This window comes from Streptomyces sp. bgisy100 (assembly GCF_057709105.1).
Genome location: NZ_JBYITE010000058.1, coordinates 1 through 14,561, shown reverse-complemented (window position 1 = coordinate 14,561; position 14,561 = coordinate 1). Strand labels below are relative to the sequence as shown.

Annotated in this window: 9 protein-coding genes and 1 tRNA gene; 9 read left to right on the top strand and 1 reads right to left on the bottom strand. The window is 67.8% G+C overall.

What is annotated here, in order from left to right; all coding sequences use genetic code 11:
* Window positions 1–213: 213 nt before the first annotated feature.
* Window positions 214–1,452, bottom strand: a complete 1,239-nt coding sequence (locus AC3EQ1_RS27705) for a pyridoxal phosphate-dependent aminotransferase (protein ID WP_432097067.1) — start codon at window positions 1,450–1,452, stop codon at window positions 214–216.
* Window positions 1,453–1,658: 206 nt separating this feature from the next.
* Here AC3EQ1_RS27705 and AC3EQ1_RS27700 point away from each other — a divergent pair.
* The 9 genes from AC3EQ1_RS27700 (at window position 1,659) to AC3EQ1_RS27660 (ending at window position 14,279) form a co-directional block, all read left to right on the top strand.
* Window positions 1,659–1,731: transfer RNA gene (locus tag AC3EQ1_RS27700), tRNA-Trp, on the top strand.
* Window positions 1,732–1,852: 121 nt separating this feature from the next.
* Window positions 1,853–2,149: a preprotein translocase subunit SecE gene (secE, locus tag AC3EQ1_RS27695; protein WP_432097066.1), complete on the top strand. Its 297-nt coding sequence runs from the start codon at window positions 1,853–1,855 to the stop codon at window positions 2,147–2,149.
* A 70-nt stretch (window positions 2,150–2,219) separates the two neighbouring features.
* Window positions 2,220–3,119 carry a transcription termination/antitermination protein NusG gene (gene nusG, locus AC3EQ1_RS27690; RefSeq protein WP_432097065.1) on the top strand — a complete coding sequence of 300 codons (900 nt, stop codon included), beginning with the start codon at window positions 2,220–2,222 and terminating at the stop codon, window positions 3,117–3,119.
* Between the two features lie 179 nt (window positions 3,120–3,298).
* Entirely contained in the window at window positions 3,299–3,733 is a 435-nt protein-coding gene (gene rplK / locus AC3EQ1_RS27685; protein ID WP_351507651.1) for a 50S ribosomal protein L11, read from the top strand.
* A gap of 96 nt (window positions 3,734–3,829) precedes the next feature.
* Window positions 3,830–4,552 carry a 50S ribosomal protein L1 gene (gene rplA, locus AC3EQ1_RS27680; RefSeq protein ID WP_432097064.1) on the top strand — a complete coding sequence of 241 codons (723 nt, stop codon included), beginning with the start codon at window positions 3,830–3,832 and terminating at the stop codon, window positions 4,550–4,552.
* A gap of 548 nt (window positions 4,553–5,100) precedes the next feature.
* Window positions 5,101–5,661 carry a 50S ribosomal protein L10 gene (rplJ, locus tag AC3EQ1_RS27675; protein WP_351507648.1) on the top strand — a complete coding sequence of 187 codons (561 nt, stop codon included), beginning with the start codon at window positions 5,101–5,103 and terminating at the stop codon, window positions 5,659–5,661.
* A 111-nt stretch (window positions 5,662–5,772) separates the two neighbouring features.
* Window positions 5,773–6,159 carry a 50S ribosomal protein L7/L12 gene (gene rplL, locus AC3EQ1_RS27670; RefSeq protein ID WP_432097063.1) on the top strand — a complete coding sequence of 129 codons (387 nt, stop codon included), beginning with the start codon at window positions 5,773–5,775 and terminating at the stop codon, window positions 6,157–6,159.
* Window positions 6,160–6,769: 610 nt separating this feature from the next.
* Entirely contained in the window at window positions 6,770–10,252 is a 3,483-nt protein-coding gene (gene rpoB, locus AC3EQ1_RS27665; protein WP_432097062.1) for a DNA-directed RNA polymerase subunit beta, read from the top strand.
* 127 nt (window positions 10,253–10,379) lie between these two features.
* Entirely contained in the window at window positions 10,380–14,279 is a 3,900-nt protein-coding gene (locus tag AC3EQ1_RS27660) for a DNA-directed RNA polymerase subunit beta' (protein WP_432097061.1), read from the top strand.
* Window positions 14,280–14,561: the final 282 nt, after the last annotated feature.

Here is a 14,561-nt window from a genome sequence, read left to right as displayed (position 1 = left end):
TTGCCGCATCCGTCGCCCCGGCGGGTAGGGCATTGCCCGATCGAGGGGTTGCCCACAGTCGCGTTCGATCCGGGGTGCCACGACGGGTGCGGCGGTACCCCGGTCCCGGCGCACCGCAGCCGGCCCCGGTGGCCGGGAAGGAGCGTCCGGGAAACGCGATGCGGGCCCCCGGCCGGAGCCGGGAGCCCGCATCGGAAAGGGCGGTGGGCGGCGTTACGCCCGCGCCTCGCCCAGCAGCTTCTGGACCCGCGAGACACCCTCGACCAGGTCCTCGTCGCCCAGGGCGTAGGACAGCCGCAGGTAGCCCGGGGTGCCGAAGGCCTCGCCCGGCACGACCGCGACCTCGGCCTCCTCCAGGATGATCCCGGCCAGCTCCACGCTGCTCTGCGGGCGCTTGCCGCGGATCTCCCGGCCGAGCAGCCCCTTGACCGACGGGTAGACGTAGAACGCGCCCTCCGGCTCCGGGCACTCCACGCCGTCGATCTCGTTCAGCATCCGCACGATGGTCCGGCGCCGGCGGTCGAACGCCTCACCCATCGTCTTCACGGCCTCCAGGTCACCCGAGATCGCGGCGAGCGCCGCGGCCTGGGCGACGTTCGACACGTTGGAGGTGGCGTGCGACTGGAGGTTGGTCGCGGCCTTGACCACGTCCTTCGGGGCGATGAGCCACCCCACGCGCCAGCCGGTCATGGCGTAGGTCTTGGCGACGCCGTTGACCACGATGCACTTGTCCTGCAGCTCCGGCACGACGACCGGCAGCGACGAGAACTCCGCGTCGCCGTAGACCAGGTGCTCGTAGATCTCGTCGGTCATCACCCACAGGCCGTGCTCGGCGGCCCAGCGGCCGATCTCCTCGACCTGGGCGCGCGAGTAGACGGCACCGGTCGGGTTGGACGGCGAGACGAAGAGCACGACCTTCGTGCGCTCCGTGCGGGCCGCCTCCAGCTGCTCGACGGAGACCCGGTACCCGGTCGTCTCGTCGGCCACGACGTCGACCGGCACACCGCCCGCGAGCCGGATCGACTCCGGGTAGGTGGTCCAGTACGGCGCGGGGACGATGACCTCGTCACCCGGGTCGAGGATCGTCGCGAAGGCCTCGTAGATCGCCTGCTTGCCACCGTTGGTGACCAGGACCTGCGACGCCTCGATCCCGTAGCCGGAGTCGCGGCGGGTCTTCTCGACGATCGCGGCCTTCAGCTCGGGGAGACCGCCGGCCGGGGTGTAGCGGTGGTACTTCGGGTCGCGGGCCGCTTCGACCGCCGCCTCGACGATGTAGTCCGGCGTCGGGAAGTCGGGCTCACCGGCACCGAAGCCGATGACGGGACGCCCGGCGGCCTTGAGGGCCTTGGCCTTGGCGTCCACGGCGAGAGTTGCGGACTCGGAGATCGCGCCGATACGGGCCGAGACCCGTCGGTCGCGCGGGGACTGTGCGGGAGGAGTAGCAGCGCTCATACCTGCATCGTCGCAGACCACCGGGAGACCCGGAACGGGGGTTTGCGCCGGGCCCGCCCCGGGGTGCCGGGCCGGGGCGGGGTGCCACCTGTTCGACGCCCAGCGCGGGAACACGTACACTCACTGGTCGTTGGCCCTCACCGGCCGCTGCTCCCCGCGCACTCCGTGCACCCGGGCGGATGCGGTAGGTTGGGGGAACACAACAAAGGGTCGTAGCTCAATTGGTAGAGCACTGGTCTCCAAAACCAGCGGTTGGGGGTTCAAGTCCCTCCGGCCCTGCTACACACACCTTCGCCAGGATGTGTGCGCATGTACGTAACGCATGTACGTAACGAATTGCATCGCCGTGCGGCTCCACCGGGCGCGGCACGGCCACGACCCGGGATTCAGGTGAGGACGAGTGACGGCAGCCCCTGGCTCCACCGCGACGCCTGAAAGCGGTCGTCCCGAAGACGAGGACGAACTTCCGGCGGCGAAGCGGCGTCGCGGCGGCAAGCGCGGTAAGAAGGGCCCCATGGCCCGGCTCGCGCTCTTCTACCGACAGATCGTCGCCGAGCTGCGCAAGGTCGTGTGGCCGACGCGCAGCCAGCTGTCGACGTACACCACCGTCGTCATCGTCTTCGTTGTCATCATGATCGGCCTTGTGACCGTGATTGACTATGGATTCTCCGCGGCCGTCAAGTACGTCTTCGGATGATCCCGCGGGCGGGCCCGCGAGGTGTCCCTCCGCCTGTTCCACCCCTTGAAGCCAGGAAGAAGCAGCCACCGTGTCTGACCCGAACCTGAACGACGCCGTCGAGCCCGTCGAGGGCGAAGAGGCTGCGGCGACGGCCGAGGCGGCCGTGGACGCGCCCGGCACGGTCGATGAGGAACGGCTCGACGACGACGCGCTCGACATCATCGAAGGCGCCGACGAGGTCGACCTCGCCGAGGCCGCCGACGCCTCCGCGGGCGAGCCCGCGGAGGAGGCCGCGCTCCACCTCGAGGACGACGCCACCGCCGTCGCCGAGACCGCCGAGGACGAGGCCGCCGCAGGCGCCGAGGTCCCGGCCGACCCGATCCAGGCGCTCCGTGACGAGCTGCGCACCCTGCCCGGCGAGTGGTACGTGATCCACACCTACGCGGGCTACGAGAACCGGGTGAAGACCAACCTGGAGCAGCGCGCCGTCTCGCTCAACGTCGAGGACTACATCTTCCAGGCCGAGGTGCCGCAGGAAGAGGTCGTCCAGATCAAGAACGGCGACCGCCGCACCGTCCGCCAGAACAAGCTCCCCGGCTACGTGCTGGTGCGCATGGACCTGACGAACGAGTCGTGGGGCGTCGTCCGGAACACCCCGGGCGTCACCGGCTTCGTGGGCAACGCCTACGACCCGTACCCGCTGACGCTGGACGAGATCGTCAAGATGCTGGCCCCGGAGGCCGAGGAGGCCGCCGCGAAGAAGGCCGCCGAGGAGGCCGGTGCCCCGGCGCCGAGCCGCAAGGTCGAGGTCCAGGTGCTGGACTTCGAGGTCGGCGACTCGGTCACCGTCACCGACGGCCCGTTCGCGACCCTGCAGGCGACGATCAACGAGATCAACGCCGACTCCAAGAAGGTCAAGGGCCTCGTCGAGATCTTCGGCCGCGAGACCCCGGTCGAGCTGAGCTTCGACCAGATCCAGAAGAACTGACCCCCGGACCACCGTCCGCGGGCACACCAGCTGCCGACCAGGTCAGACCGGCTTCCGAAGCCGGTCTGACCTCTCGGTTTTTGGACGCACGGCCATACCCGTTATCGTTGTGCGGTATGCCTCCAACCGGATGAACCGGTCCGGAGGCGAAACACCTCTCACTAGGACCCGGAGAGAGCATGCCTCCCAAGAAGAAGAAGGTCACGGGGCTGATCAAGCTCCAGATCCAGGCCGGTGCCGCCAACCCGGCTCCGCCGGTCGGCCCCGCGCTGGGTCAGCACGGCGTCAACATCATGGAGTTCTGCAAGGCCTACAACGCCGCGACCGAGTCGCAGCGTGGCATGGTCGTGCCGGTGGAGATCACGGTCTACGAGGACCGCTCCTTCACCTTCATCACCAAGACCCCGCCGGCCGCGAAGCTGATCCTCAAGGCCGCGGGCGTGGAGAAGGGCTCCGGCGAGCCGCACAAGACCAAGGTCGCGAAGATCACCCGCGACCAGGTCCGCGAGATCGCCACCACCAAGATGCCCGACCTGAACGCCAACGACCTGGACGCCGCCGAGAAGATCATCTCCGGCACCGCCCGTTCCATGGGCATCACGGTCGAGGGCTGACAGCCACCCCTGCCGAGCGGTGACACCGCCCGGCACACCCCGTGGCAGGGCCATGCGCCGGCCCGTACCACGACTCCACACCCCTGAGGAGCAGCAGTGAAGCGCAGCAAGACTCTCCGCGCTGCGGACGCCAAGGTCGACGCGGAGCGCCTGTACGCCCCGCTCGAGGCCGTCCGTCTCGCCAAGGAGACCTCCGCGACGAAGTTCGACGCCACCGTCGAGGTCGCCTTCCGTCTGGGCGTTGACCCGCGCAAGGCCGACCAGATGGTCCGCGGCACCGTGAACCTTCCGCACGGCACCGGTAAGACCGCCCGGGTCCTGGTCTTCGCGACCGGTGACCGTGCCGAGGCCGCGCGTGCCGCGGGCGCCGACATCGTCGGTGCCGACGAGCTCATCGACGAGGTGTCGAAGGGCCGTCTGGACTTCGACTCCGTCGTCGCCACCCCGGACCTCATGGGCAAGGTCGGCCGCCTCGGCCGCGTGCTCGGTCCCCGTGGCCTGATGCCGAACCCGAAGACCGGCACCGTGACCCCGGACGTGGCCAAGGCCGTGACCGAGATCAAGGGCGGCAAGATCGAGTTCCGCGTCGACAAGCACTCGAACCTTCACTTCATCATCGGCAAGGTCTCCTTCGACGAGGCCAAGCTGGTGGAGAACTACGGCGCCGCGCTGGAGGAGATCCTCCGTCTGAAGCCGTCCGCCGCGAAGGGCCGCTACATCAAGAAGGCGGCGCTGGCCACCACGATGGGCCCCGGCATCCCGCTGGACGCCAACCGCACCCGCAACCTCCTCACCGAGGAGGACCCCGCCGCCGTCTGATCCTCGGATCCGACCGCCGCGGCGCGTCTGCGTCGGGCCGGGCCCCGCACCTCTGCACGAGGCGCGGGGCCCGGCCTTTTGCGTGGCGGCGTGGTGGCCGGTGCGGCGGCGCGGTACGGCCCCGGAGCCCCCGCCGGAGGTCGATTTGCCTGGCGAGTGCCCCTCCGCGTAAGCTGCTCCGGTAGCCAAAGACCGCTGGTCGTTGCCGGGTGCCCCAGGGCATGCGGCAGCCGAAGGATCCGCTTCTCGCGGACGGCCCGTGCAGGTGAATGAGGATGAAACTCCCATGCGACCTTCGGGTTCGTATGGTCGAGTCACGCCCCGTGCGCCTGCACCGGGGCGTTTCGTTTTGTGCAGCCCCTTCCGTTGCTTCTCTTCCGACGGCTCGTCGCCGAGCCCGGGGTGGTGGAGCCCAGTGTGCCCACGAGGGCGGTCCCGGCTGCTTTGCTTCCAAAGGCTTTGCACAGAGCACAGACGGAGCGAAGAGACGTGTCACGGCTGATCGGAAGGTCAGTCGAGGATCATCACCCGGAAGGAGGCCGAGGCTCATGGCGAGGCCCGACAAGTCTGCCGCGGTTGCCGAGCTGACGGACAAGTTCCGCAGCTCGAACGCCGCCGTGCTGACCGAGTACCGCGGTCTCACCGTGGCTCAGCTCAAGCAGCTGCGCCGTTCGCTCGGTGAGAACGCCCAGTACGCCGTGGTGAAGAACACGCTGACCAAGATTGCGGCCAACGAGGCCGGGATCAACCAGCTCGACGACCTGTTCGCGGGTCCGACGGCTGTCGCCTTCGTCACCGGTGACCCGGTGGAGTCGGCGAAGGGTCTCCGTGACTTCTCCAAGGAAAACCCCAACCTCATCATCAAGGGCGGTGTCCTTGACGGCAAGGCGCTGTCCGCCGATGAGATCAAGAAGCTCGCGGACCTCGAGTCCCGCGAGGTGCTGCTCGCCAAGCTTGCCGGTGGCATGAAGGCGTCCATGGCCAAGGCCGCGGCGACCTTCCAGGCCCCGCTCTCGAAGTTCGTCCGCACCGCGGACGCCCTTCGCGGCAAGGTCGAGCAGGGCGGTGCCGGTACGCCGGCTCCCGCCGAGGCCGAGGCGTCGGAGTAACACTCCGCGTTCGGTCGCAGCGGGCCCGTATACGAACTGCCGTCAGGCAGACGCCCGCCACAACGAAGCTGTACATCCGGCACCAGCCGAATTAGTGGAAGGACCGCCACCATGGCGAAGCTCACCCAGGACGAGCTGCTCGCGCAGTTCAGCGAGATGACCCTCATCGAGCTCTCCGAGTTCGTGAAGGCCTTCGAGGAGAAGTTCGACGTCGAGGCTGCCGCCCCGGTCGCCGTTGCCGCCGCCGGTGGCGCCGGTGCCCCGGCCGCCGAGGCCGTCGAGGAGCAGGACGAGTTCGACGTCATCCTCACCGGCGCCGGCGACAAGAAGATCCAGGTCATCAAGGTCGTGCGTGAGCTGACCTCCCTGGGTCTGAAGGAGGCCAAGGACCTCGTCGACGGCACCCCGAAGCCGGTCCTCGAGAAGGTCAGCAAGGAGGCCGCCGAGAAGGCTGCCGAGTCCCTCAAGGGCGCCGGCGCGGCCGTCGAGGTCAAGTGACCTTCGGGGTCCTGTGACCCCTGGGGTTCCGGGCGACCGGGGGCGCCGCCGCGCGGTGTCCCCGTCCCGGTGAAACCCTGCTGAACCGAGAGCGATCACCCATCGGGGTGGTCGCTCTCGGTCGTTCCCGCTGCGGTTCCCTTGCTCGTCGCGCGACGCCAGGTATGGTGATCTTCGTTGTCCGGCCTGCGGGCTCCCGGGTGGTCCCCGGAGGGCGGGGGGCCTTGACGAACGGCACGCGGCGCGCAATTCTCGGGACGCGTCTTCCGCGATCCAGGATCCGAGGCATGGATCGAAGACGAAGAGGGAAGTAACGAGTTGCGCTTCCAGCGCGTGGCTTGCCGAAGATTGAAGAACAGCGAGGGGGAGACCTCTCACCGGAGGGAGAGATTGGCACTGCCGGTCTCCGGAAATCCGCTCTGGACATCAGTGGGCCAAGTGGCTACACTGACCCTTTGCGCTGCCTGTTAGCTGCTCCCTGCCCGTCACCAGGGGCACGCCCACGTTCGAGCATTACTGGATGAAGATCCCTGACCTGGGATTTCTCTCTGTATGTGCGGACTGGACCGGTACGCGCGTAGTGAGTCCGAGCCCTCGGAAGGACCCCCTCTTGGCCGCCTCGCGCAACGCCTCGACTGCCAATACGAACAACGGCGCCAGCACCGCACCGCTGCGCATCTCCTTTGCGAAGATCAAGGAGCCCCTCGAGGTTCCGAACCTCCTTGCGCTGCAAACCGAGAGCTTCGACTGGCTGCTCGGCAATGCCGCATGGAAGGCTCGTGTCGAGTCGGCCTTGGACAGTGGACAGGACGTCCCCACCAAGTCCGGTCTGGAGGAGATCTTCGAAGAGATCTCCCCGATCGAGGACTTCTCCGGGTCGATGTCGCTGACCTTCCGCGACCACCGCTTCGAGCCGCCGAAGAACTCCATCGACGAGTGCAAGGAGCGCGACTTCACCTACGCCGCGCCGCTCTTCGTCACTGCCGAGTTCACCAACAACGAGACCGGCGAGATCAAGTCCCAGACGGTCTTCATGGGCGACTTCCCGCTCATGACCCCCAAGGGCACCTTCTGCATCAACGGCACCGAGCGTGTCGTCGTGTCGCAGCTCGTCCGCTCGCCGGGTGTGTACTTCGACAGCTCCATCGACAAGACGTCCGACAAGGACATCTTCTCGGCCAAGGTCATCCCGTCCCGGGGTGCCTGGCTGGAGCTCGAGATCGACAAGCGCGACATGGTCGGTGTCCGCATCGACCGCAAGCGCAAGCAGTCCGTCACCGTGCTGCTCAAGGCGCTCGGCTGGACCACCGAGCAGATCCTCGAGGAGTTCGGCCAGTACGAGTCGATGCGCGCCACCCTGGAGAAGGACCACACCCAGGGCCAGGACGACGCGCTGCTCGACATCTACCGCAAGCTGCGTCCGGGGGAGCCGCCGACCCGCGAGGCCGCGCAGACCCTGCTGGAGAACCTCTACTTCAACCCGAAGCGCTACGACCTCGCGAAGGTCGGCCGCTACAAGGTGAACAAGAAGCTCGGCGGGGACGAGCCGCTCGACGCCGGCGTCCTGACCACGGACGACGTCATCGCGACGATCAAGTACCTGGTCAAGCTGCACGCGGGCGAGACCGAGACGATCGGCGAGAACGGCAACTCCATCGTTGTCGAGACCGACGACATCGACCACTTCGGCAACCGTCGTCTGCGCAACGTCGGCGAGCTCATCCAGAACCAGGTCCGCACCGGTCTGGCCCGGATGGAGCGCGTCGTCCGCGAGCGGATGACCACCCAGGACGTCGAGGCGATCACGCCGCAGACCCTGATCAACATCCGGCCGGTCGTCGCCTCCATCAAGGAGTTCTTCGGCACCAGCCAGCTGTCCCAGTTCATGGACCAGACCAACCCGCTCTCGGGTCTGACCCACAAGCGCCGGCTGTCGGCGCTGGGTCCGGGTGGTCTGAGCCGTGAGCGGGCGGGCTTCGAGGTCCGTGACGTGCACCCGTCGCACTACGGCCGCATGTGCCCGATCGAGACGCCGGAAGGCCCGAACATCGGTCTGATCGGCTCGCTCGCCTCCTACGGCCGGGTCAACGCGTTCGGCTTCGTCGAGACCCCGTACCGCAAGGTCACGGGCGGCCAGGTCACCGACGACGTCGACTACCTGACCGCCGACGAGGAGGACCGCTTCGTCATCGCGCAGGCGAACGCCCCGCTGACGGACGACCTGCACTTCGCCGAGAACCGGGTCCTGGTCCGCCGCCGTGGCGGCGAGGTCGACTACATCCCGGGCGACGAGGTCGACTACATGGACGTCTCGCCGCGCCAGATGGTGTCGGTCGCGACCGCCATGATTCCGTTCCTCGAGCACGACGACGCCAACCGTGCGCTCATGGGATCGAACATGATGCGCCAGGCGGTGCCGCTGATCAAGGCGGAGGCCCCGCTGGTCGGCACCGGCATGGAGTACCGCTGTGCGGTCGACGCCGGTGACGTCATCAAGGCCGAGAAGCCGGGTGTGGTCCAGGAGGTCTCCGCGGACTACGTCACGGTCGCCAACGACGACGGCACGTACACCACGTACCGCGTCGCCAAGTTCTCCCGCTCCAACCAGGGCACCTCCTTCAACCAGAAGGTCGTCGTCGACGAGGGCGCGCGCGTCATCGAGGGCCAGGTCCTCGCCGACGGTCCGTCCACCGACGAGGGCGAGATGGCGCTCGGCAAGAACCTGCTCGTCGCGTTCATGCCGTGGGAGGGCCACAACTACGAGGACGCGATCATCCTGTCGCAGCGCCTCGTCCAGGACGACGTCCTCTCCTCGATCCACATCGAGGAGCACGAGGTCGACGCCCGTGACACCAAGCTGGGCCCCGAGGAGATCACCCGGGACATCCCGAACGTCTCCGAGGAGGTCCTCGCCGACCTCGACGAGCGCGGCATCATCCGGATCGGTGCCGAGGTCGTGGCCGGCGACATCCTGGTCGGCAAGGTCACCCCGAAGGGTGAGACCGAGCTGACCCCGGAGGAGCGCCTGCTCCGCGCGATCTTCGGTGAGAAGGCCCGTGAGGTCCGTGACACCTCGCTGAAGGTGCCGCACGGCGAGACCGGCAAGGTCATCGGCGTCCGCGTCTTCGACCGCGAGGAGGGCGACGAGCTGCCCCCGGGCGTGAACCAGCTGGTCCGCGTCTACGTGGCGCAGAAGCGCAAGATCACCGACGGTGACAAGCTCGCCGGCCGTCACGGCAACAAGGGCGTCATCTCCAAGATCCTCCCGGTCGAGGACATGCCGTTCCTGGAGGACGGCACCCCGGTCGACATCATCCTCAACCCGCTGGGTGTCCCGTCCCGAATGAACCCGGGACAGGTCCTGGAGATCCACCTCGGCTGGCTCGCCAGCCAGGGCTGGAAGGTCGAGGGCGGCGAGGACTGGATGCAGCGCCTCCAGGGGATCGGCGCCGACGAGGTGGCCGCGGGCACCAACGTCGCCACCCCGGTCTTCGACGGCGCCCGCGAGGACGAGATCGCCGGTCTCTTCGAGTCGACGATCCCGAACCGCGACGGCGAGCGGATGGTCCAGCCCTCGGGCAAGGCCAACCTGTTCGACGGCCGCTCCGGTGAGCCGTTCCCGGACCCGATCTCGGTCGGGTACATGTACATCCTCAAGCTGCACCACCTGGTCGACGACAAGCTGCACGCCCGGTCGACCGGTCCGTACTCGATGATCACCCAGCAGCCGCTGGGTGGTAAGGCCCAGTTCGGTGGCCAGCGCTTCGGTGAGATGGAGGTGTGGGCGCTGGAGGCTTACGGCGCCGCGTACGCCCTCCAGGAGCTGCTGACCATCAAGTCCGACGACGTCACCGGCCGCGTGAAGGTCTACGAGGCCATCGTCAAGGGCGAGAACATCCCTGAGCCCGGCATCCCCGAGTCCTTCAAGGTGCTCATCAAGGAGATGCAGTCCCTGTGCCTCAACGTGGAGGTGCTGTCCTCGGACGGCATGTCCATCGAGATGCGCGACACCGACGAGGACGTCTTCCGCGCTGCGGAGGAGCTCGGTATCGACCTGTCGCGGCGCGAGCCGAGCAGCGTCGAAGAGGTCTGACGGGTCTGGCCGGGGCCCCGCAAGGAGCCCCGGCCCTCCCCAGAGCCCCTGTGGCACTGGGGGGACCCCCAGCCGGACCCCAGTCAGACCATTGAAGACTCGACCCCGAAAGAGGGATTGACGACAAGTGCTCGACGTCAACTTCTTCGACGAGCTGCGGATCGGCCTCGCCACTGCTGACGACATCCGTCAGTGGTCCCACGGTGAGGTCAAGAAGCCGGAGACCATCAACTACCGCACCCTCAAGCCCGAGAAGGACGGACTCTTCTGCGAGAAGATCTTCGGTCCGACCCGGGACTGGGAGTGCTACTGCGGCAAGTACAAGCGCGTCCGCTTCAAGGGCATCATCTGTGAGCGCTGTGGCGTCGAGGTCACTCGCGCCAAGGTGCGCCGTGAGCGGATGGGCCACATCGAGCTCGCCGCTCCCGTCACCCACATCTGGTACTTCAAGGGCGTCCCGTCGCGGCTGGGCTACCTGCTCGACCTCGCCCCGAAGGACCTCGAGAAGGTCATCTACTTCGCCGCCTACATGATCACGTGGGTGGACGAGGAGCGCCGGACGCGCGACCTGCCCTCGCTGGAGGCCCACGTCTCCGTCGAGCGCCAGCAGATCGAGCAGCGTCGCGACGCCGACCTGGAGTCCCGTGCCAAGAAGCTCGAGGGCGACCTGGCCGAGCTGGAGGCCGAGGGCGCCAAGGCCGACGCCCGCCGCAAGGTGCGCGAAGGCGCCGAGCGCGAGATGAAGCAGATCCGTGACCGCGCCCAGCGCGAGATCGACCGCCTCGACGAGGTGTGGAGCCGCTTCAAGAACCTCAAGGTCCAGGACCTCGAGGGCGACGAGCTGCTCTACCGTGAACTGCGGGACCGCTTCGGCACGTACTTCGACGGCTCCATGGGCGCCGCCGCGCTGCAGAAGCGCCTGGAGACCTTCGACCTCGACGAGGAGGCCGAGCGCCTCCGCGAGATCATCCGGACCGGCAAGGGCCAGAAGAAGACCCGTGCGCTCAAGCGCCTCAAGGTCGTCTCCGCCTTCCTGCAGACCAGCAACAGCCCCAAGGGCATGGTGCTGGACTGCGTCCCGGTGATCCCGCCGGACCTGCGTCCGATGGTGCAGCTGGACGGTGGCCGCTTCGCGACCTCCGACCTGAACGACCTGTACCGCCGTGTGATCAACCGGAACAACCGTCTGAAGCGGCTTCTCGACCTCGGTGCCCCCGAGATCATCGTGAACAACGAGAAGCGGATGCTGCAGGAGGCCGTCGACGCGCTGTTCGACAACGGCCGCCGCGGCCGGCCGGTCACCGGCCCGGGCAACCGTCCGCTGAAGTCGCTGTCCGACATGCTCAAGGGCAAGCAGGGCCGCTTCCGGCAGAACCTGCTCGGTAAGCGCGTCGACTACTCGGCCCGTTCCGTCATCGTCGTCGGCCCGCAGCTCAAGCTGCACCAGTGCGGTCTGCCGAAGGCCATGGCGCTGGAGCTCTTCAAGCCGTTCGTGATGAAGCGCCTGGTGGACCTCAACCACGCGCAGAACATCAAGTCGGCGAAGCGCATGGTCGAGCGCGGCCGCACGGTCGTGTACGACGTGCTCGAAGAGGTCATCGCCGAGCACCCGGTGCTGCTGAACCGTGCGCCGACGCTGCACCGTCTGGGCATCCAGGCCTTCGAGCCGCAGCTGGTCGAGGGCAAGGCCATTCAGATTCACCCGCTCGTCTGCACCGCGTTCAACGCGGACTTCGACGGTGACCAGATGGCCGTGCACCTGCCGCTGTCCGCGGAGGCCCAGGCCGAGGCCCGCATCCTGATGCTGTCCTCGAACAACATCCTCAAGCCGGCCGACGGCCGTCCGGTCACCATGCCGACCCAGGACATGGTGCTGGGCCTCTTCTTCCTCACCACGGACGAGGAGGAGCGCACGGTGATCGGCGAGGGCCGGTCCTTCGGCTCCACCGCCGAGGCGATCATGGCCTTCGACGCCCGCGAGCTCTCGCTCCAGGCGAAGGTCGACATCCGCTTCCCGATCGGCACCGTCCCGCCGCGTGGCTGGACCCCGCCGGTTCCGGAGGAGGGCGAGCCGGAGTGGCAGCAGGGTGACAGCTTCCGGCTGCGGACGACCCTGGGCCGCGCGCTCTTCAACGAGCTGCTGCCCGAGGACTACCCGTTCGTCGACTACTCGGTGGGCAAGAAGCAGCTCTCCGAGATCGTCAACGACCTCGCCGAGCGCTACCCGAAGGTCATCGTGGCGGCGACGCTCGACAACCTGAAGGCGGCCGGCTTCCACTGGGCCACCCGCTCCGGCGTCACCGTCGCCGTCTCCGACATCGTCGTGCCGGACGCCAAGAAGGAGATCGTCGCGGGCTACGAGGCCCAGGACGAGAAGGTCCAGAAGCAGTACGAGCGCGGCCTGATCACCAAGGACGAGCGCACCCAGGAGCTCATCGCGATCTGGACCAAGGCGACCAACGAGGTTGCCGAGGCCATGAACGAGAACTTCCCGAAGACGAACCCCATCTTCATGATGGTCGACTCGGGTGCGCGCGGAAACATGATGCAGATGCGTCAGATCGCGGGTATGCGTGGTCTGGTGTCCAACGCGAAGAACGAGACCATCCCGCGGCCCATCAAGGCGTCGTTCCGTGAGGGTCTCTCCGTGCTGGAGTACTTCATCTCCACCCACGGTGCCCGTAAGGGTCTCGCGGACACCGCGCTGCGTACCGCCGACTCGGGTTACCTGACCCGTCGTCTGGTGGACGTCTCGCAGGACGTCATCATCCGCGAGGAGGACTGCGGCACCGAGCGCGGTCTCAAGCTGAGGATCGCCGCGAAGGACGCCGCCGGCGTGCTCCGCAAGGCGGACGACGTCGAGACCAGCGTGTACGCGCGGATGCTCGCCGAGGACGTCGTCGTCGACGGCAAGGTGATCGCTCCGGCCAACGTCGACCTGGGCGATGTCCTCATCGACCAGCTCGTCCGGCACGGTGTCGAGGAGGTCAAGACCCGCTCGGTCCTGACCTGTGAGTCCGCGGTCGGCACCTGCGCCTTCTGCTACGGCCGTTCGCTGGCCACCGGCAAGCTGGTCGACATCGGTGAGGCCGTCGGCATCATCGCGGCCCAGTCCATCGGTGAGCCCGGCACCCAGCTGACGATGCGTACCTTCCACACCGGTGGTGTGGCGGGTGACGACATCACCCAGGGTCTGCCCCGTGTCGTCGAGCTCTTCGAGGCCCGTACGCCTAAGGGTGTCGCCCCGATCTCGGAGGCGGCCGGCCGCGTCCGGATCGAGGAGACCGAGAAGACCAAGAAGCTCGTCGTCACTCCGGACGACGGCTCCGACGAGACGGCGTTCCCGATCTCGAAGCGGGCCCGTCTGCTGGTGGGCGAGGGCGACCACGTCGAGGTGGGCCAGAAGCTCACCGTGGGTGCCACCAACCCGCACGACGTGCTGCGGATCCTCGGCCAGCGCGCCGTCCAGGTCCACCTGGTCGGCGAGGTCCAGAAGGTCTACAACTCGCAGGGTGTGTCGATCCACGACAAGCACATCGAGATCATCATCCGGCAGATGCTGCGCCGTGTGACGATCATCGAGTCCGGCGACGCGGAGCTGCTGCCGGGCGAGCTCGTGGAGCGCACGCGCTTCGAGGGTGAGAACCGTCGTGTGGTCACGGAAGGCGGCCACCCGGCCTCCGGCCGTCCGCAGCTGATGGGTATCACCAAGGCCTCGCTGGCGACCGAGTCGTGGCTGTCGGCGGCGTCCTTCCAGGAGACGACCCGGGTGCTCACCGACGCGGCGATCAACGCCAAGTCGGACTCCCTGATCGGCCTCAAGGAGAACGTGATCATCGGTAAGCTCATCCCGGCCGGTACGGGGCTGTCCCGCTACCGCAACATCCGGGTCGAGCCGACCGAGGAGGCGAAGGCTGCGATGTACTCGGCCGTCGGTTACGACGACATCGACTACTCGCCCTTCGGCACGGGGTCCGGGCAGGCGGTTCCGCTGGAGGACTACGACTACGGGCCGTACAACGGCTGATGTCTGACGTCTGACGTCTGACGCCTGATGTCTGACGTCTGAGCACGTCAGCGGCGGTTTGCGCGAGGCGGTCACCCCTTGGAGGGGGTGGCCGCCTCGCGGCGTTTCGCCTTGCGGTTTCGCCTTGCGGTTTCGCCGTGCGTTTTCGCCGTGCGGCGCGCGCTTGGGGGTTCTGCGGTTCGTTTCGGCGGGTGTCCGGTTTGTTGGGTGCGGGTGTGTGGTGGGGGGGAGGGGGGGGGGGGGGGGGGGGGGGGGGGGGGGGGGGGGGGGGGGGGGGGGGGG

Bases quoted from the DNA above. Each gene is read 5' to 3' on its own strand.
- rplJ (WP_351507648.1), top strand. From the start codon at position 5,101: ATGGCGAGGCCCGACAAGTCTGCCGCGGTTGCCGAGCTGACGGACAAG.
- AC3EQ1_RS27705 (WP_432097067.1), bottom strand. From the start codon at position 1,452: ATGAGCGCTGCTACTCCTCCCGCACAGTCCCCGCGCGACCGACGGGTC.
- rplL (WP_432097063.1), top strand. From the start codon at position 5,773: ATGGCGAAGCTCACCCAGGACGAGCTGCTCGCGCAGTTCAGCGAGATG.
- rplK (WP_351507651.1), top strand. From the start codon at position 3,299: ATGCCTCCCAAGAAGAAGAAGGTCACGGGGCTGATCAAGCTCCAGATC.